The following is a 23914-nucleotide window of genomic DNA, read 5'->3' on the forward strand; positions in this document are numbered from 1 at the left end:
TCAACTCGATCACAACCAGACCAACCGCGGGGCTGCCCGCACTGTCGTCACCCAGAAACACAAGGAGGAACCATGCCTGCCGGTATGGGCGAGCAGCCGACCAACAAGCTCGGGCTGCGCCATCGGATGGTGCGCGTCGCAGAGGTGGACGGGGAGCACAAGCTGGTGCTGTTCGGTCGTCCGACCAGCGGCGGTCCGGTCGTGTCCCGCTACACCCGCCTCCTGGACCGACAGTCCGGTCTGAACGCGAAGATCGAGCGGCTCCGTGCCCGTCTCGGAGAGACCCCAGGCGAAGAGCTGGAGACCGGGCGGCCCTACTACCTCAAGCCGGACAGCGTCGAGCGGCTCAGCATCGACGAGATGACCGAGAAGCTGGCCGCGTACGACGTCGTCTCGTTCGACGTCTTCGACACGGCGCTGTATCGGGCTGTTGAGTTCCCGAAGGATGTCTTCCGGATCATGGGGTCGAGGCTCGGCATCGACAGGTTCCCGAGCATCCGCAGGCAGGCCGAGGACCACGCACGGCGGGAGAACGACAACCACAAGGGCTCTCGCGAGGTCACGCTGCGTGACATCTACACCGTGATGGCGGAGCGGTACGGCGCGGATCCGGCGTGGGAGGTGCTCGAGCAGAACCTCGAGATCGAGCTGTCCGAAGCGAACCCGTACATCAAAGAGGTCTTCGACCGGCTCCTCGCCCAGGGCAAGACCATCGTGTTCACCTCGGACATGTACCTTCCCCGAGAGGTCATCGAGGAGATGCTCGTTCGCAACGGATACACGGGCTACGAGAAGATCTACCTCTCGAACGAGTACCTTCGCCGCAAGGGCGATGGGACGCTGCAGCAGGTCCTCCTGGAGTACTACGGCAGCGAGACGTCGCTCGTGCACGTCGGTGACAATCTCGAGGCTGATGTCGAGCAGTCCGAACGGGTTGGTCTACCGGCCGTGTACAACGAGGACCAGCGACGGTTGGTTCGGGAGCCGTACATGGAGACCCTGGCCGGCAGCTTCTACGGCGCGGTCCTGAACAACACGATCGGTTCCGGCACCTGGACCGAAGGTCTGCATTACACGCACGGCTACCGCGTCGGCGGCGTCCTGGCAGCCGGCTTCTGCGAGTTTCTCGAGACGGTCGTTCGTGAGAAGGCCATCGATCGGGTTCTGTTCTGCGGGCGGGACTGCGACGTGATCTCGCGCGTCTACGACCGCTTCTACGGCAGCGCTGACAGCGCCTATATCGACGTCTCGCGGTATGCAGCTTCTGGGATCACTCTGGATCTGAACTTCGACGACTTCGTCGGGCGCTCCTTCTTCCGCTGGTTCAAGGAATCCAACAACACCAAGACCATCGAGCAGCTGCTGATCGACACAGGGTTCGACTACCTCCTGCCCTACCTGGACAAGGCAGACATCGAGAGGTTCCTGTTCCCGGCGAGCGCCACCAGGCGGCGGTTGGAGCGGTTCTTCTGGGACCACAAGCACGTCATCGAGGAGCACAACCGCACCAGCGTCGATGCGGCGAAGGCATACTTCGCCGAGGCCGTCGGCGATGCGCGGCGGGTTCTGATCGTGGACATCGGCTGGAGCGGCACCTGCATCACCACCCTCCGCCACTTCTTCCGCACCGCGTTGGCAGACCGTGAACTCGAGGTCCTCGGTGCACTCATGTGCACGAGCCGCACCGAACAGGTCACCGACATGGTGTCTGACGGGTTCATCAGCGCCTACGCGTACTCACCGATGTCGAACCTGGACCTGGCGAGGTTCATGATGCCTGGCGGACCGAAGGCGGCACGCAAGACCGATCTGCTGCACCACCCGCTCGAGTATCTGTTCACCCAGGTTGCTTCCAGCGTCGTGGGTTATGGGTTCGACGACGACGGCCGGCCTGTCGCCCTCCGGGGGAACAACGCTCCGCGCAATGTCGAGCAGATCACCGAGATGCAGCGCGGGATCGTCGACTTCGTCGAGGCGTACCAGGCGCGGACCAAGAACTATCGGGACATCCGCCCGATCTCGCCCTACGTCGCGTTCAACCCGCTGAAGGCGGCGATCGAGAACGAGTCGTACTCCCACGAGGTCTACAAGGACTTCCTCTACGACGCGACACCGGCGCTGTTCGGTGAGGAGACGCACACCGAACGCTTCGGTGACCTGTTCGACCTCACCGGGCCGATCCAGGCCCTCGAGTCCGCGGACGCGGCGAACGACTCCGCGCAGCTCTCGCGGCCGCGACGCATCGTGTTCGTCTCGCCGGAGATGACGTACACCGGTACGCCCAGAAGCCTGCACAGAATGTGCAAGGTCGCGATGTCGCTGGGGTACGAGCCGGTGGTCTGGACTGCGAAGCCCGGTCCTTTCTCGAAGGAGTTCGCGGCACTCGGCATCTCCGTGAAGGTGGTGCGCGCCGGTCAGCTGGGCCCGAAGCGGATCAACAAGCTCATCGAGAGCGGTGTCGAGCTCGTCGTCTGCAACACCGTGGCGACAGACGACTACGTTCGCGCCCTGGAGGGTCGGATCCCGCTCGTCTGGTACGTCCGTGAGGCGACCAACCTGCCGGACTTCTTCGCCGCAGCTCCGGAGCGTCAGGAGACGCTTCGCCAGAGCCGCAGCATCTGCGTGGTCAGCGAGTACGCCGCAGCTGCCGTTGCGGAGCACGCCGACGGTCCCGTGGAGATCGTGCGCAACAGCGTCGTGGACGTGTCCGAGTACGCGCAGCCGTACGAGATCGCGGCCGGTGGCACGTTCAAGTTCGTCCAGCTCGGTACCGTCGAGCACCGCAAGGGATACGACGTCTTCATCGCTGCCTTCAAGGCGATGCCGGAGGAGTATCGCGCTCGGGCAGAGCTGCACTTCGCGGGCGGGTTCATCAACAGTGGCACGTCGGTGACCTCCTACGTGTTCGGTCAGATCGCGGACGAGGAGAACATCCACTACCACGGCGTGATCTCCGACGAGCGCAAGAAGATCGAGCTGCTCTCGCAGATGGACACCGTGGTGGTCGCGTCACGCGACGAGTCGTGCTCCCTGGTCGCTCTCGAGGGAGCGATGCTGTCCAAGCCGTTGATCGTGACGGAGAACGTCGGCGCGAAGTACATGGTCAGCAACGCGAACGGCCTGGTGGTCGACACCGGTGACGTGATGTCGCTGTGCGACGCCTTCATGGCCATGATGGACAAGGAGGCCGCGACCCTCGAGAAGATGGGCATCGCGTCCCGGCGGGCGTACGAGGAGCGGGCCAGCATGGACGCGTACGCCAAGGACCTCGGAGCCCTCTTCGAACGCCGAATCGCCGCCGGCCCGGGTCGGAAGATCCAGCCGGCCAGGTCAACGGCCGATCGAGGGCGGGGACGAGCTGCCTCAGGCACGCGGGAGATCGTGGTGTCGCTCACCTCGATTCCTCACCGGATGCTCACCATCGGTCAGTGCATCGACTCTCTCATGGAACAGACGAGGCGGCCCGACAAGGTGCTCCTGTGGCTCTCGACCGAGAACTTCCCCAACCGGGAGTCCGACGTGCCGAAGGAGGTCCTGGACCGTCAGGGCGACTGCTTCCGGATCCGTTGGGTGGACGGCGACATCGCGCCTCACAAGAAGTACTTCTACGCCATGCAGGAGTACCCCGACGCGATCGTGGTCACGGTCGACGACGACGTGATCTACGACGAGAACCTCATCGACTCCTTGTACGAGGGGCACGTGGCGAACCCGCACGCCATCATCTGCCAGCGGGCGAACCTGGCTCTGTTCCGGCCCGATGGCACCCTGCGGTCCTACGACGGCTGGGTCTACGACTGCAACTACCTGCGTGGCAAAGCGAGCTACCAGCTTCTCCCCACCGGGATCGGCGGCGTCCTCTACCCGCAGCACTCGCTACCCGCCGCCGCCTTCGACACCGAGGCGATCTCCAAGACCGCGCTGTACGCCGATGATCTGTGGCTCAAGGCCATGGCGACCGCCAACGGCTACCCGGTCTGGATGCCGCGCGAGCGGGCCGGCTACCAGCAGATCCAGGAGGCACAGGCTGTCGCGCTGTGGCGTCGCAACGCGTTCCAGGGCAACAACGACCTCGTGCTGGAGAAGGTCTTCGACCACGTCGAGAACGGCGTGGGCGTCTCGCGGGATGCACTGCTGCAGCGAATCCGAGGTGTCGCGGACGACGGTCGTGTGATCGGCCCGGACGACGTCGACACGGCGCCGCTTCTCTGAGGGCGATGACGGTGCAGGTGGACGAGGGAGCTTCATGACGATCCTGACGGATACGCCGTCGGCTGATCCGGATGCCGCAACGAGGACACAGACCCGGGCGGCCGCGTATCGACCGGACATCCAGGCACTGCGCGCGATCGCGGTCCTCTCGGTGTTCGCCTACCACCTCGCGCCGGGGCGGCTGAGTGGTGGGTACGTCGGTGTGGACGTGTTCTTCGTCATCTCGGGGTTCCTGATCGGCAGCCACCTGCTCCGGGAGTTGGAGACGACCGGCCGCATTCGCCTGGGTGCCTTCTGGGCCCGGCGAGCGAAGCGGCTTCTGCCGGCGTCGCTCCTCGTCCTGCTGGTGAGCGCCGTCGCGACCTTCCTCTGGGTGCCAAGAAGTCTCTGGTCGCAGTTCCTGACCGAGATCGCTGCCTCGAGCCTGTACGTCGAGAACTGGCGCCTCGCCTGGGCGAGCGTGGACTACCTCGCCGCCGACAACAAGGCGTCCGCGGTTCAGCACTTCTGGAGCCTCTCCGTCGAGGAGCAGTTCTACCTGTTCACACCCGTGCTGCTGCTCTTGGTGGCGCTGCTCTCCCGGTGGATCCGCCTCGGGTCGTACGTCACCACCCGACGTCTCGCCGGGTCGTTGTTCGCGCTCGTCGTCTGCGCCTCCTTCACCTACGGGGTATGGCTCACCGCGAACACTCCGGAGGCATACTTCTCCACCTTCACCCGGGCATGGGAGTTCGCCGCCGGAGTTCTCGTCGGACTCCTTCCGATGATCGCGTCGAGAACGGCGCGCGCCCTGGGGGTGGCGCTGGGCCTCGCGCTGATCGCGACAGCAGCGACGCAATACACCAGCGTGACTCCATTTCCCGGGGTCGCCGCCCTGGTCCCGGTGAGCGGCGCCGCACTCGCCATCTGGCTCGGCCGGGGAACGTTCCTCGCCCGAGTCGGGTCATGGCGACCCGTGTCGCTCGTCGGCGACACCTCGTACGCCATCTACCTCTGGCACTGGCCGCTCATCGTCCTGGTGCCGTACATCACCGATGCGCCGTTGAACGTGGGGACGAAGCTGCTGATCCTCGGCGTGGCGTTCCCGCTCGCATGGCTCAGCACGACGCAGTGGGAGAATCGGGTGCGTTTCTCCGCGCGCCTTCTTGGCGGACGCTCCCCGGCCACGGTCGGCCTGTGGAGTGCTGCGGCGATGGCCGTCGTGCTGGCCGTCGTTGCCGGTGGGCTGGCCGTCAAGGTGAGCGGCGCCGCGGAGTCGGAACGGAAGGTGAACACCCTGCTCGCCCAGGACCTGTCGTGCCTGGGTGCAGCCAAGCTTGCTGATCCGGCCTGCGAAGACCCCGATCTGGAGGGCGTCCTGGTCCCGGACCCGTCCGAGCTCGCCACGGACGAGGCGAACAGAGCCGAATGCTGGTCGAGTTCGGCCGCCAAGACCGGGGACGTCGTCATGTGTCGGCTCGGTCCGGAGACCGGCTACAGCAGGCGACTGCTCGCGGTCGGCGACTCCCACAACGACCAGTTGGTCGGGGCGTACGAGGACATCGCGCACGAGTTCGGGTGGCGGATCGACGTTGCCGGCCGGGTCGGCTGCTATTGGACGGAGGCGGATCTCCAGAAGAACAGCACCGCAGACCAGACGATGTGCGAAGAGTGGCGGCGTCAGATCAGCGCGTACGTCGAAAAGGCTGACGACCTCGATGCGATCCTGACCTCCAAGGCGCGAAACTCCTCTCCGATCCTGGCCGATGACGACGTGACGCCCTCGGTCGGTGCGACTGCTGACGGGCTGGTTCGCGCATGGGCGCACCGGCCGGCACCTCGAAAGGTGCCCGTGATCGCGATCGAGGACAACCCGGCGATGCCAGAAGGAACGATGGCCTGCGTGGAGGCGCAGCGGCTGGACGCAGCATCGGCGTGTGCTCAGCCTCGCAGAAAGGTCCTTCCACCATCGGGCCTGGCAGAGGCTGTGGCCATCGACCCGAACGCGGTGCTGGTCGACCTGACGGACCTCTACTGCGAACCGAAGGTCTGCCGACCGGTCGTCGGTCACGTCATCGTCTACCGTGACGACGGTGAACACCTGACACTCACCTACACGCGAACCCTCGCGCCGTACCTGGGGCGCGCCATCGAAGACGCCTTGCCACAAACGTGAGGGCGTCGAGGCACCAGTTCCGTCCCGTCCTTGCGCTGCGAAAGTGATCACGAATGATTGACAGCACGACATCTCCAGCCCCCATGACCACGATCGAGGTCGGGGAACGGAGCTATGTGGTCTGCGTCCCGCACGCCGCGACCGACTACATCCAGTCGAACCTGGTGAAGACCGGCCGCCCCTACGAGGAGCAGATGCTCGAGGCGATGACAGCCGCTCTCGAGCCGGGAGATCTCGTGGTCGACGTCGGGGCGAACATCGGCAACCACACGCTGTACCTGGCTGTGGTCGGAGACCTCCAGGTCGTCGCGTACGAGCCGAACCCCGAGCTGGTCGCGGGAATCAGGGCCAGCGTGGAGGCGAACGACCTCGGTGACCGTGTCGTCGTCCGTGAGGTCGGCGTCCACTCGAAGTCGGCACGCGGCACGATGGCGGACCTCGACGCGACGAACCTGGGGGCACAGTCGGTCGCGGTCGCGGACGAGGAGGGCGACTTCGCAGTCGTCGCTCTCGACGACGAGCAGTTCCCAGCCCGCGTGGCAGCGCTCAAGATCGACGTCGAAGGGGCGGAGATCGATGTGCTCGAGGGGGCAGCGGCACTCATCGCCAGGGACCGCCCAATCGTGTATGCCGAGTGCGGAACGCTGACGGGATACCAGAAGGTCTCCTCCTGGATGATTCGGATGGGCTACGCCCAGACGGGCACCTACAACCTCACTCCGACCCATGTCTTCCGCCCCGCCACGGGAACGCCCGAGGAGGCAGAGGTGGTTGCGGCGCTGGTGACGGCTACCGAGGAGATCTACCGCCTGAACTCGCTCAAGGTGGCCCTTCGGGCGCAGATCGCGGAGCAGGACGCAGGAAGCGGATCGGCGTGACGTTCTGGCGCCAGACGACCGCAGCCGGGGTCCGTCGGGCACGAGGGCTGCTGCGAGGCAGACCCACGCTCAGCGTGGTCGTGCCGGTCTACAACGTCGCGGAGTACGTCGAGAAGAGCCTGCGCAGCGTCCTGGACCAGCCACGGAGCGAGATCTCGAGGCTCGAGGTGATCGTCGTCGACGACGGCTCGACCGACGGATCGGCGCAGATCCTGCAGCGGATCGCCGCCGAGGAGGCCTGCGTCACCGTCATCACCCAGCCGAACTCAGGGGTGTCGAGGGCGCGTCACACCGGGATCGACGCGGCGACCGGCGAGCTGCTGACGTTCGTCGACCCCGATGACATCCTCCCGCCGGACGCATGGTCGGCGATGGTGCGGTCGTTGCGGCGTACGGGCTCGGACTTCGCGGTCGGGGCCGCGGAGCGGGTCAGCGTCGAGGGCGGGGTGGAGCGGAGGTTCATGACGCCGCTGATGCGCCGCAACCACGCGGAGGAGCGGCTCCGGTGCCGGATCGAGGACGCGCCGTTGATGCTCGCCGACATCTTCGTGTGGAACAAGATCTTCCGGCGGTCGTTCTGGACGGAGAACTCGATCGCCTTTCCCGAGCGCACCCGCTACCAGGACCAGGTCGCGCTCACGCAGGTGTTCCTCGCCGCCGACTCCTTCGACGTCCTGACCGAGATCGTCTACGACTGGCAGGTCCGCGCCGACCGGTCCTCGGCGACGCAGAAGCGTGCGCAGACGGCCAACCTCGTCGAGCGGATCGACACCAAGCGCCAGACCGTCGAGCTGGTCCGCGCGGCCGGTTCGGCGAAGCTGATGGAGACGCTGCTCGTCGAGATCCTGCCGATCGACATGTGGGAGCACTTCCGCGCGGCGGTTCACCCCGACACCGAGGATCCGTGCCGCTACTGGGAGCTGCTGCGCGCCGCGGTCCTGGAGTTCTGGTACGACGCCGGCGTCCCGTTCGAGGACACGACGGTCCCGCCCGTTCAGCGGCTCATGGCCTGGCTGGTCGCCCAGGACCGGGCCGAGGGCCTCGCCGCACTGATCGGGATGATCGACAGGTACGGTGCGGGCAAGGCGTTTCGCCAACATCCGTGGCGCGAGGATCCGGCGCTACCGCCGCAGCTGCGTGACATCGAGAAAGTCGATGGGAGTGCCCTGCTGACGCGGCAACCAATGCGTGGATAGGCTCGGCCCCGTGCGAGAACGTTTCCGGTTGTCCCCAGGCGGTCGCTACCCCCACGAGCCTTGGTTCCACATCGGCTCCTTGGGGGTGACCACGACATGGCTCGTGGTCTTCGCGAGCATCGTCGGGCTGGTGCTCTTCGCCATCCTCGGTGGTGGGGGCGTGCTCGGGCTGGCCCTGGTCCAGCCCAACATCGCCGAGCTCAAGCTGTGGACGCTGCTGACCTGGCCGTTCGCCTATCCGCAGTTCGGCATCTTCGACGTACTCGCGATCTTCTTCTTCTGGTACTTCGGCTCCGACCTCGAGCGCAACGAGCTCGGCCGGGTCCGGTTCGCCTGGCTGCTGGTGGCGTTCACCGCGGTGCTCTCGGTCCTGGCCGTCTTCTTCGGCGCCGTGCTGGACCCGTCCTACGCCCTCTTCGGCCTCGGCATGCTCGAGATGATGGTGGTGCTGCTGTGGATCGCGCAGTGGCCCGACCGGATGTTCATGTTCAACATCCCCGCCTGGCTCTTCGGTGTGATCCTGGTCGGCATCCAGCTGATCCAATACCTGGGCTACCGCAGCTGGGTGATGCTGCTCGTCTTCGTCGTCGGCCTGGCCGTCAACGCGTTCGTCGCGCGCCAGTTCGGCCTGCTCGACCGGTTCGCCTGGATCCCGCAGGTGGCCGGCTCCGGTCAGCCGAGGGCGACCAAGCCCGCCAAGGCCAAGAAGCGCAAGTCCGGCCCGACCGTGGTGACCGGCCCGTGGGAGTCCTCGACCGTCTCGAAGGACGACCAGCGGATGGACGAGCTCCTCGACAAGATCCACGCCCAGGGCGCCGACTCGCTGACCAGCAAGGAGAAGAAGGAGCTCATGCAGCTGCGTGAGCGCCGTCGCCGTGGCTGACCCGAGATCGGGCAAAAGTTGAGTGCGATGAACTCAAGTTCTGCCTGAAATCCGCGGTTTGCACGGTCGGAGGTCCCGGCTTTGGACGCGCGACGTTGACGCTTGTCGATAACGGTGTCACCCTTGTAGACGGCCCGGTATCGCGGGAACTTCTAGTGATTCCAACGAAGGAAACGTATTCATGGCGAAGGCGCTGATCGGTTACATGAGCAGCGACCTGCGGACTCCCGCCCACCTCACAGCCGAGAACGCTCGGCTGCGTGCACGTGTGCGTGAGCTCGAGGAACTCGTTCTGTCCCTGAAGACGGAGAACGACGCACTGGTCGCGGCCCACACCGCGGACCTCGACACCTCGATGCAGGAGATGCAGCCCGCCTGACCTGCGGGCAAGCAACACCACGGGCGAGAGCCATTTCTTGATCAAGGCTGGCCTCGCTCAGGGGGAACCGACTCTGGTAATCAGGGTCGGTTTCGACCTTTTCGGACGTCGTACGCACTGGTCCCCGAGTGTTCACCTGGGGTTCGGCTGGCGGGCGCCCGGAACAACTTGGCGTCGCTACGCTCGCGCGGTTCGCCATCGCAGGTGGCTACCCGTCTCGTGATCCCCCACAGGAGCTCTCCGTTGTCCTCGTTGCGTCATCACCCGGTCCTCCGCTCCGCGGCCCGCCGTCTGCCCGACCCGCTCAAGGAGCAGATCAGGGCCGCGCTGGCCCGCCGCGAGCGGCGCGGTCGCAAGCCGGTCATCGGGCTGGCCGGGTTCTTCGGCGCCGGCAACTACGGCGACGAGCTGTTCCTCTCGGTCTACGAGCAGTACTTCGGCGAGGAGTTCGAGCTGCGGGTGCTCGCCGACAACATGACCAAGCCCTACTACGACCGGCCGCTGCCGGAGATCGTCGACGAGGTCGACGCCATCCTCATCGGTGGCGGGGACATCCTGCAGCCGTGGCAGGCGGACCCGCGCTACTTCAACCACAAGATGCTGGCCAAGCCGGTCTTCGTCGTCGGCATCGGGGTGCCGATCTACCGCAACACCGAGATCAAGCCTCACATCATCGAGAGGCACCGGAAGTTCCTCGAGCACCCGAACGTGAAGTTCATCGGCGTCCGCGACCAGCAGACCGCCGACTGGATCCTGGGCAACATCTCCGCCGACCTGGACATCAAGGTCGCCCCCGACATGGTCTGCTCTCTCGACCTGCCACCCGTCGAGAAGCCCGACGGCGCGCCGATCCTGGGCGTGGTCACCCGCTACCGGCCCAACCTGGAGGAGCCCGACGACTACTCGCGCGTCGAGGAGATGGCCGGCAAGGCGTTGGCGGAGGGCTGGCGCGTACGCCACCTCATCCTCGGCACGATGGACGTCGGCCGTCGCGACGTGGCCAACGCCGACGACCTCGACATCCCGGGCAAGGAGGTCGTCTACACCGAGGACCTCGACGAGCTCACCCGGGCGATCGGGGAGTGCACCGCGTTCGCGAGCATGAAGTTCCACGGCTCGGTGGTGGCCACGATGTACGGCGTGCCGTCGATCGTGATGATCGCGACCAACAAGAACCGCAACTTCATGAAGCGCATCGGCCTGGACGCCAACGTCTCCGCCTTCGACGCCGCCGACCTGGCCGAGAGGTTCACCGAGCGGGTCGAGCCGGATCCTGAGGCGGTCGCCGGGCTGCGTACGGCCGCGGATGCCCACCTGCGGGAGCTGCGGGCCGAGGTGAAGCAGACGCTGGGGCTCTGAGACTCTGCTCTCAGGTCCACGGATCGCGCCGCCTGGCGGGTTATCCTCGACCCGCTGGGGTTCCCCTGAGCAGCGGCGATTAGATTTGCTGGCTCACCTCAGCCACGCTGATGTGTTGCGAACTGTGTACGACCACGTGGTCCTGAGCCGGGGGAGAAGTCGATGTACCTCAAGCGTCTGACGCTGAAGGGCTTCAAGTCGTTCGCCTCCGCCACGACCCTCGAGCTCGAACCGGGCATCACCTGCATCGTCGGGCCCAACGGCTCGGGCAAGTCCAACGTCGTCGACGCGCTCGCCTGGGTCATGGGCGAGCAGGGCGCCAAGAGCCTGCGCGGCGGCAAGATGGAGGACGTCATCTTCGCCGGTACGTCCGGCCGCGCCCCGCTGGGCCGGGCCGAGGTCTCGCTGACGATCGACAACACCGACGGCGCGCTGCCGATCGAGTACGCCGAGGTCACCATCTCGCGCACGATGTTCCGCAACGGCGGCTCGGAGTACGCCATCAACGGCAGCCCGTGCCGCCTCTTGGACGTCCAGGATCTCCTGTCGGACTCCGGCATCGGCCGCGAGATGCACGTCATCGTCGGCCAGGGCCAGCTCGACACGATCCTGCGCGCCACTCCCGAGGACCGCCGCGGCTTCATCGAGGAGGCCGCCGGCGTCCTCAAGCACCGCAAGCGCAAGGAGAAGGCGCTGCGCAAGCTCGACTCCACGCAGGTCAACCTGGACCGGCTCCAGGACCTGCTCGTCGAGATCCGCCGCCAGCTCAAGCCGCTCGGCCGCCAGGCGGAGGTCGCCCGGCAGGCGCAGACCGTGCAGATGGACGTACGCGACGCCAAGGCCCGGATCTACGCCGACGACCTGGTCACCGCGAAGACCGAGCTCGACAAGGAGCTCGCCGACGAGGGTGCGCTGCTGGCCCGCCGCGCCGAGGTCGAGGAGACCATCGCCGAGGGGCGTGAGCAGGAGGCGGTGCTCGAGGCCGCGCTGCGCGAGGACCTGCCGGCGCTCGCCGCCGCGCAGGAGACCTGGTTCGCGCTGAACTCGCTGCGCGAGCGGCTGCGCGGCACCCAGTCGCTGGCCTCCGAGCGGGTGCGCAACGCGGCCGGCTCGGAGGACCTGGAGGTGCGCCAGGGGCGCGACCCCGAGGAGCTCGAGGCGCAGGCCGAGATCGCGCGCGAGCAGGAGGAGGCCGCCGACGCCGAGGTCGAGGAGCTCCGCTACTCCCTCGAGGAGGCCGTCGAGTCCCGCAAGGAGGCCGAGGATGCCGCGGCCGAGGAGGAGCGCCGGGTCAAGGGGCTCGAGCGTGCCGCCGCCGACCGCCGCGAGGGGCTGGCCCGGCTGGCCGGCCAGGTCAACGCGCTCAAGTCGCGCGCCGCTGCCGCCGATGACGAGGTCGGCCGGCTGACGGCTGCGCGTGAGGAGGCGCTGGCGCGCGCGGAGCGGGCCCAGCGCGACTTCACCGCCCTGGAGACCAAGGTCGCCGGGCTGGACGCGGGGGAGGAGGGTCTCGATGCCGAGCACGAGGCCGCTGCCGCCGCGCTCGAGGACATCGAGGAGCGTCTGGCCAAGCTGCAGGCCGAGGCGTCGCAGGCTGATCGGGACCGCTCGACGCTCGCCGCCCGCAAGGACGCGCTGGAGATGGGGCTGAACCGCAAGGACGGCGCCGGCGCGCTGCTCGGCTCCTCGCTTCCGGGGGTGCTCGGGTCGGTCGCGTCGCTGCTGGCGGTGCGCTCCGGCTACGAGGCCGCCGTGGCCGCCGCCCTCGGGACCGCGTCGGACGCGGTCGTCGTCTCCTCCTCCGAGGAGGCCATCGGGGCGATCGAGCATCTCAAGGCCGAGGACCTCGGCCGCGCCGGGCTGCTCCTGGGCGGTTCGCCCGAGGAGACCGGCGGCTGGCCTTCGTTGCCTGCTGGTGCGGCGTACGCGCTGGACGTGGTGGAGTGCCAGCCGGTGCTGCGGCCCGCGGTTGCGCGGCTCCTCGACAAGGTCGCGGTGGTCGACGACCTCGCCGCCGCCCAGGCGCTGGTGGCTGCGGAGCCCCAGATCACCGCGGTGACCCGCGAGGGCGACCTGATCGGCGCCCACTTCGCCGCCGGCGGCTCGTCGAGCGTGCCCAGCCTGATCGAGGTGCAGGCCGCTGTCGACGAGGCCACCGCCCAGCTCGCCGAGGCCCACGCGGTCTCCGAGCGGGCCACCTTCGAGACGTCCAAGCTGGAGGCCGAGCGGCTGGCCGCGCAGAAGCGGGTCGACGTCGCGCTCGCCAAGCTGCACGAGTCCGACGCCACCCTGGCCGCCGTCGCCGAGGAGCTCGGCCAGTTCGGTGCCCAGTCGCGCGCCGCCCGCGGGGAGGCCGAGAGGCTGCTGGCCGCCGTCGAGCAGGCTCAGGAGGCCCGCGAGAACGCCGTCGCCGGGCTCGCCGAGCTCGAGGAGCGCCTCGCGATGGCCGAGGAGGAGCCCGAGGACGAGCCGGACCTGGGTGCCCGCGACGAGCTGGCGGAGGCGGCCCGCAACGCGCGCCAGCGCGAGATGGACGCGCGGTTGGCGCTGCGTACGTCCGAGGAGCGCGCCCGCGCGCTGGCCGGCCGTGCCGAGGGGCTGCTCCGCGCGGCGCGGCAGGAGCGGGAGCAGCGCGCCAAGGCGGCCGCCCGTCGTGAGCAGATGCGCCGCGAGGGGGAGGCCGCGCGAGCGGTCGGGACCGCGGTGGCGTACGCACTGGACCGGCTGGAGGTCTCGGTGCAGCAGGCCGCCAAGGCACGCACCGAGATCGAGGAGTCCCGCGCCGGACGCGAGCAGGCGCTGCGCGAGTGCCGCTCGCTGCTGCGCAACCTCGGCAAGGAGCTCGAGGAGCTGGTCAACTCCGTCCACCGCGACGAGATGGCCCGCGCCCAGCAGCGGATGCGGATCGAGCAGCTCGAGGAGCGGATCCTCGAGGAGCTCGGCCTCGACGCCGAGGCGATCGTGAAGGACTACGGCCCCGACCAGCTGGTCCCGCAGCACCCCGACGAGGACGGCAACGAGGTCGACCCGATTCCCTACGTCCGCGCCGAGCAGGCCAAGCGGCTCAAGATCGCCGAGAAGAACCTGCGCGCTCTGGGCAAGGTCAACCCGCTCGCGCTGGAGGAGTTCGCCGCGATGGAGGAGCGCCACAAGTTCCTCACCGAGCAGCTCGAGGACCTCAAGCAGACCCGCAAGGACCTCCTCGACATCGTCAAGGAGGTCGACAACCGCGTCGAGCAGGTCTTCACCGAGGCCTGGGAGGACGTACGCGTCGCCTTCGACCACGTCTTCGCGCGGCTCTTCCCGGGTGGTGAGGGTCGCCTGGTCCTCACCGACCCGGAGAACATGCTCACCACCGGCATCGAGGTCGAGGCCCGGCCGCCGGGCAAGAAGGTCAAGCGGCTCTCGCTGCTCTCCGGTGGCGAGCGATCGCTGGTCGCGGTCGCCTTCCTGGTCTCGCTGTTCAAGGCGCGGCCCAGCCCGTTCTACATCCTCGACGAGGTCGAGGCCGCGCTCGACGACACCAACCTCGGCCGGCTCCTGGAGATCTACGAGGAGCTGCGCGAGAACTCCCAGCTGATGGTGATCACCCACCAGAAGCGCACCATGGAGGTCGGTGACGCCCTCTACGGCGTCACCATGCGCGGCGACGGTGTCACCACCGTCATCTCGCAGCGGCTGCGCGACGCGCAGCCGGCCTGAGTGTTGTATCGCTGGTTGAGCGGCGCTTGATCCCTGAAGAGACTGTCTCACAGGCGCTGACCGGCCCTCGTCATGTGGCCGGCGACGACTCGCATCGCAGCGCGGAAGTCGACCAGAGATCTTCAGCGCGAGTCGACGCGGGTGTCTTGAGATAAGTCTTCGTGGAAGCACCGCGGCACGTGCGTTGCCCTCGGCGCCTGGCGTCGGCTGCGCGGCAGTCCAACGGCGTGGGCTACGTCGCCGGCAGCCGCGCCCGCGCGGTGAATTCGCTCGTTAGGCGACCCCCTGATGTGGGTTCGATGAACCGTCGATGAACCCGTGATGAAGGCATGCGGGGAAGCCGTCTGAGTGGTCAAAGTGGGTCCATTTGCCTGCCTAGAATCCTGCGGTCACCGGCCGGGCCGGGGCACCGGCGAGACATCGTCTCGACGTTCGGGGGATCGTCACGGTTGAGAATTTCGAGGACCCCCCACATGCCTGCGACCCTGCTGTCGTTCCCGTACTACCGGAGCAACCCGTATCTCACGATGCTCACCGTCGCGCCGCGGGCAGCGGGCTGGGACGTCGTCGAGGGAGTGCAGGGACTGCACCGGCTCGAGGCACGCGCGGCACACCTGGGCCGCGGCGACGTGCTCCATGTGCACTGGACCTCACCGGTGACCGCGGGCTGCGAGAGCGCCGAGGAGGCGTGGGCCAACGCGGCCCGGTTCGAGGACGTGCTGAGCAGCCTGCGTGACCGGGGCGCCGACGTGCTGTGGACGGTGCACAACTCGATCGCCCACGAGGCCGACTACGTCGACGTCGAGCTCGCGGTCGCCAAGGCGCTGGCGAGCTATGCGACCCGGATCATCCAGCTCAACCCGGCCACCGTCGAGGAGACCGCGGCCTACTACACCCTCCCGCCCGACAAGGTCGTCGACCTGCCGCACTCGTCCTACCTCGGCGTCTATCCCGATGGCGGTGACGACGCCGCCTCGCGCGACCGCATCGGGGTCCCGCAGGGTGTGCCGACGGTGGGCTTCATCGGTCAGATCCGGGCCTACAAGGGCCTCGACGTGCTGTGCCGGTCGGTCGAGATCGCCGCCGAGCAGGTGCCCGACCTGACCTTCGTCGTGGCCGGCAAGGTGGTGCCCGCGACCGACCTGGAGACGGTCGAGGAGATGCTCTCGGCGCCCAACATCGTCAAGCGGCTCGGGTTCGTCGAGACCGCGGACTTCTCCGACTGGCTGCGGGCCAGCGACGTGGTCGCGCTGCCCTACCGTCGGATCCTCAACTCGGGCTCGCTGCTGGCCGCCTGCACCTTCGGCCGGACCGCCCTGATCCCGGAGGACACCCCGGTCGCGCGGCAGTTCGCCGACCAGCCGTGGGTGGTGACGTACGCGCCGGAGCCGGACGAGCCGGTTGCCCTGGCCGCGGCGATCCTGGAGGCCCTCGACGGGCAGGAGGCGCGGCACCGGTCCGCGCACGAGTTCACCCGTGCGTACACGCCCTACGACATGTCGCGCGACTACCTGCGGCTGCTCGACGAGCTGGCCGGAAACCTGACCCGCGATCTGGAGGGTGCCGCCCGATGACCACACCTGAGCTCTCCGTCGTCGTCCCGACGCACAATGTCGGCCTGTGGGTCGGCGAGCTGCTCTCCTCGATCCTCGAGGACCAGTCCTCGGCCGCCGACCCGGTGGACCTGGAGGTGATCCTCGTCGACGACGCCTCCACCGACGAGACGTTCGAGATCGCCGAGACGTACGCAGCCCGCGACCCGCGCCTGACGGTGGTCCGCTCGCCAGGCAAGGGCGGGGGACAGGCGCGCAACCACGGCGTCTCGCTGGCGCGCGGCCGCTTCCTCGCCTTCGCGGACGGGGACGACCTGGTGCCGCGCGGGGCGTACGCCGCGATGCTGCGCAAGACGCGGGAGACCGGCTCGGACATGGTGGTCGGCCGGTTCTTCAAGCTGTTCAGCGACCGGGTCTGGTGGCCGGTGCGGGCGTGGCCGGCCTTCGACGAGGAGCGCACCCTGGTGAGGCTGGCCGACGCGCCGTCCGCCCTGCGCAACCGGGCCTGCTGGAACCGGGTCTTCCGGCGTGACTTCTGGGACTCTGCCCAGATCGAGTTTCCCGACGCCTCGCGCTCCAACGACATCGAGCCGATGGTGCACGCGCTGACCACGGCCCGCTTCGACATCGTGACCGAGACGGTCTACGTCTACCGCGACCGGCCCGGACCGGGTTCGATGACGGCGAAGTCCCACTCGCCGGCGGGGATCATCAGCTATCTGGAGCAGGAGCTGCGCTGCGCCCGCCGGATCGTCGAGCTCGGTGACCCGCAGGTGCGCGCGGAGTATGCCTCGCTGATCTTCGACGCCGACGGCTGGATGGCGATCGTCCGGGCGCTGCGTGGGATGGCGGTGGTCGACCCGGTGGCGCTGGAGCCTGCACGGCTCCTGATCGCCGAGCTGATCGCGCTCTTCGACGACGCCGGCATCGACGACCTGATCGACGGCCTGGAGCGCGACAAGCGGTGGGGCTGGCGGCTGGTCTCCTCGGGCCAGTGGGCGACCGCTGCGCGGCTGATCGGTGACGACGTCCGCTGGGCCGACCGGACAGTCGCCGACCTCCTGGAGACGCTGAAGCTCGTCGCCGACAGCGGCGTGGTGCCGCTGCGTACGCTCCAGCGGCCGCTGGTCAACGCCGTCGCGACGATCTCGCTGGGTGACGAGACCCTGGTCGGGGACGACCTCGCCGACCTGGTGCTCAAGCACCGCGACCTGTTCACCGCGGTCGCCGAGGCGGGCGAGACGGGCGAGAGCGGCGAGGCCGGCGAGCTGCCGGGCTGGCGGCTCGGCCGGATCATGGCCGCCCTCGAGGATGGTCCCGAATTGGTGCGCCAGGTGGTCTCCGGTGCCACCGACCCGGTGACCGCGACCTCGCTCTCGCTCGTCGACGGCCGCGCCCACCTCCACCTGGCCCACACGATGGTCGAGCCCGTTAGGCTCCGCGTCGTGTTTCTTCACGATCGCCGGCGCCGGACGCTGGACTACTACGCCACCGAGCTCGCCTCCGGCAGCCTCGAGGTCGCGCTGCCGACCGCCGCGCTCTCGGGCGGTCGCTGGCGGGTGCGGTTCGAGGGCCGTGACGCGCTGGGCGAGTTCGACGGGCCGGTGATCATCCACGAGGACGTCATCGGCGAGCGGATCGGCGAAAGGGCGCAGATCGTCGAGCTCGACGGTCGCCCGCGCCACGGGATCGAGATCCCGCTGAGCTTCGGCGAGCGCGGCGTCCGCAAGGCCCGCCGGGTGGCGGGCCGGATCGTTCGCCGGGTGCGCAGATGACCGCTGTCACGGTCGCGCCCGCCACGGACGGGCAGTCCGCGCAGACCGGGCAGCCGTTGCGGGACAAGCGGCTGGAGATCCAGGCCCTACGTACGGCCGCGGTGCTGGGAGTGGTGCTCTTCCACCTCTGGCCGGGGGCGATCCGGGGCGGCTACGCAGGCGTCGACGTCTTCTTCGTGATCTCGGGCTTCCTGATCACCTCCCACCTGGTGCGCGAGGCCGCCAAGCCCGGCGGGGTGCGGCTGGGCACCTTCTGGGCCCGCCGGATCCGGCGGCTGCTCCCCGCGGCGCTGCTGGTGCTCGTGTTCAGCGCGGGGGCGACGTACGTCCTGGTGCCGGAGGCGCTGTGGCAGCAGTTCCTGCGGGAGACGGTCGCGGCCGCGTTCTACGTGGAGAACTGGCAGCTGTCCTGGGCGGCGGTCGACTATCTCGCCGCCGAGGACCCGCCATCGCCCGCGCAGCACTACTGGTCGCTCTCGGTGGAGGAGCAGTTCTACTTCATCTGGCCGCTGCTGATCGTCGCGGTTGCGCTCCTGACCCGGCGACGGCCGAAGGCGCGGCTGACGGCGATCCGGGCGGTCTTCCTCGCCGTCTTCGTGGTCAGCTTCGCGGCCTCGGTCTATGTCACCGCGACGGACGGCGCCGACTCCTACTTCGTCACCTACGCGCGCGCCTGGGAGTTCGCGGTCGGCGGTCTCATCGCTGTGCTGCCGCTCTCCCTCGAGCGCGTGCCCGGGCGCTGGGCGCCGTACGCAGCGGTGGCCGGCTGGCTCGGGATGCTCGGCGCGCTGCTGCTCTTCAACGACTCGCTGCCGTTCCCGGGCTGGGTGGCGCTGCTGCCGGTCGTCGGCACCGCGCTGGTCATCTGGGCGGGCGCGCCTCGCGGCCTCGGGCTTCGGGTCGTCGGCCATCCGGTCGTGCAGTGGATCGGGACGGTCTCCTACTCGCTCTATCTGTGGCACTGGCCGCTCGTGGTCGTGCTCCCCGAGACCGGCCCCGTGCTCGGCACCTGGCTCCGCGAGCCGCTGATCCTCCTGGTCACCATCGGCCTCGCGGCCCTGACCTACCGGTTCGTGGAGACGCCGTTCCGCACCGGACCGATCCTGGGGACCACCCCGCGGGCCTTCCTCTTCGCGGTGCTCGGAGCGGCCCTGGTCGCCGCCGCCGCGGTCCCGGGGATCCTGCATGGACGCAACCTGGTCGAGGAGAGTCGTGGCCAGGCTGAGGCGCTCGCATCGGGAGACACCGAGTGCTTCGGCGCCGCCGCCCTGATGGAGGGTTGCCGGAACCCGGAGCTCGACGGCGTACTTCTGCCTGCGCCGATCGCCCGCAAGGATGACACCGGCCGGGCCTACCAGTGCTATCTCCCCGAGGTCGAGACGTATGCCGCCGACGCCCGCCCCAAGGTCTGCCACCTCGGCTCCGACGACCCGGATGCGCTCCGGGTCGCGCTGGTCGGTGACTCGCACGGCGCTTCGCTGATCCCCGGCCTGACCCGGGTCGCCGAGAGCTCAGGATGGTCGGTCGACACGTTGGTCGCCAACGGCGGAGGGCTGCTCCCGGCCACCGCGGGTGACCCGCGCCGCGCCTACCGCGAGGCGCTGATCGAGCAGCTCGACCAGGAGGCGTACGACGTCGTGCTGGTCACCCAACGGCGCAATCCGAACCTCGCGGCCGGCGAGCCGGACCCGGCCGCCGACCAGCTCGCCCAGGCCTGGAAGCCGATCCTCGAGCGGGGCACGAAGATCGTCGCGCTCGCCGACAACCCGTACCTCACCCCCGAGGCGGCGACCTGCCTCGACGAGATCGAGACGCTCGCGGACGCCGGCGCGTGCGAGATGACCCGCCAGGAGGCGTACGCCACCTCTGACCCGCTCGCCGAGGCGGTCCGCCTGGCCGGGCCGGGCGCTTCCCTGATCGACCTCTCAGCGGCCTACTGCGACGAGGACCGGTGCCCCCTGGTGGTCGGCCACGTGCAGGCCTATCGCGACCGGAGCCACATCACCGCGACCTTCTCGATGACGCTGGCGCCCTATCTGGTCCGGGCGGTCGAGGACGAGCTCTAGGATCTAAGATCAGCCGCGATGAGCACTCCTGACCGCAAGGCCCCGACCCGCGCCGACTACGTGCACTGGCGCACGATCACGACCCGCTGGCGCGACGACGACGCCTACGGTCACCTCAACAACGCGACCTACTACGAGTACTTCGACACCGCGGTCAACGCCTACCTGTTCGAGACGACCGGCGTGAACGTGCGGAAGCTGCCGAAGATCGGGATCGTCGCGGAGACCTCGTGCCGCTACCTGCGCGAGATCGGGTTCCCCGAGCCGGTCGAGGCCGGGCTGGTCGTCGACAAGGTCGGGAGCTCGTCGGTGATCTACCGGATCGGACTCTTCCAGGGGCCGGGCGAGGAGGCCGCGGCCGAAGGCCGGTTCGTGCACGTCTACGTCGACAACACCGACCCGTCACGTCCGGTGACGCCGATGCCCGATGAGATCCGGGAGGCGGTCATGCCGCTGTGGCGGCAGAATTGACCTTGACAGTTGGGTGAACGTGCGTGGCGCCGTTCACCGCCACTCGGCACTGTGACAGTCTGACCCACTGCCGAAGCACGATCTAGAGCGTCTTGGGGGACCTCTGTGGACGAAGAGTTGAAGCGCATCGCACGTGGCGGCCTGCGCAGAGGGCGAGACCTGGCCCGCAAGGTCTACAACGACTCGCCTCTCTACAGCCGGGCCGACGACGTGCGCCTGCTCGTCGACTGTCCGTTGTTCGACCACGAGTGGTACGCCGAGCAGGTCGGTCAGCGACTCGACCGCAAACGGGCCGCCCGTCACTACCTCGAGCAGGACCGCAGCAGGCAGCTGGCCCAGCCCAGCCCGCTCTTCGATCCGGAGTTCTTCGTCGCCCGTCTGACCCCGCGGCTGCGCAAGCAGATGGGCGACCAGGACCCGTTCCTCTACTGGCTGCGCGCCGAGCTGTGGCTGCAGCCGACCCACCCGCTCTTCGACACCGACGGCTACACCGAGCGGCGCAAGACCGAGAACTTCTACGGCGGCGCGATCGGTCACTACGTCGACCGCGGAGCCCGCAACGGACGGCGCGCCAACGACTGGCTCGCCCAGGTCGACGGTCGTTTCCCCGACCTGCGCGACTGGATCCGGGACCGGCGCGCCGAATGGCAGGCCCGGCAGGGTGTCCCGCAGACCTGGCGGCCGGCGATCGAGCCGGTGCGTGCCGTTCCGGCCGGTCGTCAGCCCGTCGGCACCGTCAGCGTCATCGTCGACCTCGGTTCCTCCGACGAGCTCGCCCGGGCGACGCTGGACAGCGTCGCCGCGCAGCACGGCGTGGACACCGAGATCATCGTCATCGACCGTGGCCTGACGCCGTCGGTCGCCGAGTCGGTCGCCGACATCGTCCCTGCGGCCCGTGTCGTGCCCGGCGACCCGGACCGCGGTGAGCCCGGCGTCGCTGCCGCGTTCGCGCAGGTGAGCAGCGACTTCGTCGCGTACGTCGCCGGGGGAGAGGTCTGGAGGCCCGGTCGCCTCGCGCGGCTGGTCTCGGTGGCCGAGGCGACCGGCAGGCCGCTGGTCGCCGACGTGCTGGAGCGGCCGTGGCTGCCGGAGCAGCGGTTCGCGGTCGACGTACCTCCGGCGTCGCCGGGACCCGACGTCCCGGGTCCGCTGATGCGGGCGCTGGTCTCGCGACTGCTGATCGCCAGGCCGCTGCTGCAGGAGGTCGGCGGGCCGCGCGACGACATCGGCGTCGGCTGGGCCTACGACCTCGCGCTGCGACTGACCTCGAAGGCAGAGGTCGAGGTCGTTCCCGAGGTCGGCGTCGAGCGACGGCAGGGCGTCAACCCGCGCCGTCCCCGCCAGGACCGGATCCCGCTCGACCCCTTCGACCTGGAGTCGTGGGAGGACGTCGTACGCAACCGCACGTTCGTCGACTGGACCGCGCTCGCCGCGCGCACCCCTGACCCCGACGTGGTCTCGGTGGTCATCCCGACCTACGACGACTCGCTGCTGACCGTGGGCGCCGTCGAGGCCGTGATGGAGCACGGTGCGGGGGAGAAGCGGCTCGAGATCGTGGTCTGGGACAACGGCTCCTCGGCCCGCGTCTCGGCCGTGCTCGACTCGCTGCCGCTGCGCTTCCCCGAGGTGAAGGTGGTGCACAGCACCGTCAACCACAACTTCGCGCTCGGCAACAATCTCGCCATCCCGTACGTCACCGGGGAGACCGTGGTCTTCCTCAACAACGACACCACGGCGCTGGACGGCTGGCTGGAGCCGCTGGTCGAGGCGCTCGCCGACCCCGAGGTGCTCGCGGTGCAGCCGCTGCTGCTCTACCCGAGCGGGTCGGTGCAGTCCGCCGGGGTCGTCTTCCCGCCCTACGGCGGGCTGCCCTACAACATGCTCGCCGAGTACCCGCCCGAGGACGCCGCCGGCCTCGAGGGCCACCGGTTCTCGGCGCTGACCGGCGCGGCGCTGGTGATGCGCTACCGCGACGTCGTCGCGCTGCAGGGGTTCGACCCGATCTTCACCAACGGCATGGAGGACGTCGACCTGTGCCACCGGCTCGCCGAGCTGCGGCCGGGATCCTTCCGGGTCGTGACCTCCTCGGAGGTCGTCCACCACGAGTCGAAGTCGAAGGGCCGCTTCGCGCGTGCCCCGCGCAACCGGCTGATCTACCTCGACCGCTGGGTCGGGCGCACCGAGCCTCGCGACGACGTGGCCGCCTGGGCGGCCTGCGGCTACCAGGTCGTCGGCCGGGCGACGGCCGGCGAGCCGACCGGTCCGGCGAAGACGTACGCCGCCACCCGGCCGATCATCGCTCCTCTGCCCCGGGTGTCGGTGGTGGAGGGCGTCCCGCAGCTGCGCTGGTCGATCAAGATCTCGGCGCCGGGGGCGCCGGAGGGGGAGCGGTGGGGCGACACCCACTTCGCCCGCGCGCTGGCGCGTTCGCTGCGCAAGCTCGGCCAGTCGGCGGTCGTCGACCACCACTACGAGTGGGAGCGGCCGAGCTCGCTCGACGACGACGTCGTGGTCACCCTGCGCGGGCTCTCGCGCTACTTCCCCGCGCCCGATGGTCGGATCAACATCGGCTGGGTGATCTCCCACCCCGACACGGTCACCCGCGCCGAGGCGGCCGCCTTCGACCGGCTGCTGGCGGCCGGGCCGCGGTGGGCCGAGCAGATGTCGGCACGCTGGGGGATCCGCATCGACCCACTGCTGCAGGCCACCGACCCCGAGCTGTTCAACCCCGACCGGGCCCTGCCCGACTCCGGTCACGCGGTGCTCTTCGTCGGCACCTCGCGCGACGTCGAGCGCCCGATCATCCATGACGCCGTCGCGGCCGGGCTGCCGCTGTCGGTCTACGGCCACGGCTGGGAGCCCTACATCCCGCGCCACTACGTCAAGGCCCAGCACATGTCCAACACCCGGCTCGGCGCCGAATACCGGGCCGCCGGGGTCGTCCTCAACGACCACTGGGCCGACATGCGCGACTACGGCTTCATCTCCAACCGGCTCTTCGACGCGGTCGGTTCCGGTGCCCGGGTCATCTCCGACGACGTCGTCGGACTCCGCGAGGTCTTCGGCGACACCGTGCAGGTCTACGAGACCCCCGAAGACCTGGTGAAGTGGTCCTCGATGCCCGACCCCTCGGTCGTCTTCGGCACCGATGAGCACATCCGCGCCGAGGCCGCCCGCATCCACCGCGACCACGGCTTCGACGCCCGCGCCCGCACGCTCCTCGACATCGCGCTGGAGGAGCGGAAGAAACGGGACCGCGCCTAGACCGACGGTGCCACGCCTCGC

The 23914-nt window shown here is 69.0% G+C and carries 13 protein-coding genes; all 13 read left to right on the forward strand.

Annotated elements, in window-relative coordinates:
- The first annotated feature begins 72 nt into the window (after positions 1-72).
- Entirely contained in the window at positions 73-4212 is a 4140-nt protein-coding gene (locus tag ACWZJV_RS23340) for a glycosyltransferase (RefSeq protein ID WP_457179010.1), read from the forward strand.
- Between the two features lie 34 nt (positions 4213-4246).
- The gene (locus tag ACWZJV_RS23345) at positions 4247-6367 is read left to right on the forward strand and encodes an acyltransferase family protein (protein ID WP_457179012.1); all 2121 of its coding nucleotides are present in this window, start codon (positions 4247-4249) and stop codon (positions 6365-6367) included.
- An 83-nt stretch (positions 6368-6450) separates the two neighbouring features.
- On the forward strand, positions 6451-7245 hold the full coding sequence (locus ACWZJV_RS23350) for an FkbM family methyltransferase (RefSeq protein WP_457179014.1): 795 nt from the start codon (positions 6451-6453) through the stop codon (positions 7243-7245).
- Positions 7242-8441 (forward strand): glycosyltransferase family 2 protein, encoded by a 1200-nt coding sequence (locus ACWZJV_RS23355; protein WP_457179016.1) that lies wholly within the window; start codon positions 7242-7244, stop codon positions 8439-8441. The genes ACWZJV_RS23350 and ACWZJV_RS23355 overlap by 4 nt, the downstream gene beginning before the upstream one ends.
- A gap of 85 nt (positions 8442-8526) precedes the next feature.
- Positions 8527-9324, forward strand: coding sequence for a DUF6576 domain-containing protein (locus tag ACWZJV_RS23360; protein ID WP_457179018.1), 798 nt, complete (start codon positions 8527-8529; stop codon positions 9322-9324).
- Positions 9325-9505: 181 nt separating this feature from the next.
- Positions 9506-9703, forward strand: coding sequence for a hypothetical protein (locus ACWZJV_RS23365; protein ID WP_008358275.1), 198 nt, complete (start codon positions 9506-9508; stop codon positions 9701-9703).
- Between the two features lie 243 nt (positions 9704-9946).
- On the forward strand, positions 9947-11062 hold the full coding sequence (locus ACWZJV_RS23370) for a polysaccharide pyruvyl transferase family protein (protein WP_457179020.1): 1116 nt from the start codon (positions 9947-9949) through the stop codon (positions 11060-11062).
- 162 nt (positions 11063-11224) lie between these two features.
- A complete protein-coding gene (gene smc, locus ACWZJV_RS23375; RefSeq protein WP_457179022.1) occupies positions 11225-14764 on the forward strand; it encodes a chromosome segregation protein SMC in 3540 nt (1179 codons plus the stop codon).
- A gap of 473 nt (positions 14765-15237) precedes the next feature.
- Positions 15238-16338 (forward strand): glycosyltransferase, encoded by a 1101-nt coding sequence (locus ACWZJV_RS23380; RefSeq protein ID WP_457179024.1) that lies wholly within the window; start codon positions 15238-15240, stop codon positions 16336-16338.
- Positions 16335-18092 (forward strand): glycosyltransferase family 2 protein, encoded by a 1758-nt coding sequence (locus ACWZJV_RS23385; protein WP_457179026.1) that lies wholly within the window; start codon positions 16335-16337, stop codon positions 18090-18092. The genes ACWZJV_RS23380 and ACWZJV_RS23385 overlap by 4 nt, the downstream gene beginning before the upstream one ends.
- On the forward strand, positions 18089-20158 hold the full coding sequence (locus ACWZJV_RS23390) for an acyltransferase family protein (RefSeq protein WP_457179028.1): 2070 nt from the start codon (positions 18089-18091) through the stop codon (positions 20156-20158). Before ACWZJV_RS23385 ends, ACWZJV_RS23390 begins: the two co-directional genes overlap by 4 nt.
- Before the next feature lie 18 nt (positions 20159-20176).
- The gene (locus ACWZJV_RS23395) at positions 20177-20629 is read left to right on the forward strand and encodes an acyl-CoA thioesterase (protein ID WP_008358262.1); all 453 of its coding nucleotides are present in this window, start codon (positions 20177-20179) and stop codon (positions 20627-20629) included.
- Between the two features lie 117 nt (positions 20630-20746).
- Complete coding sequence (locus tag ACWZJV_RS23400) at positions 20747-23893, forward strand: glycosyltransferase (protein ID WP_457179030.1); 3147 nt, start codon at positions 20747-20749, stop codon at positions 23891-23893.
- Positions 23894-23914: the final 21 nt, after the last annotated feature.

This window comes from Nocardioides sp. WG-D5 (genome assembly GCF_054031175.1).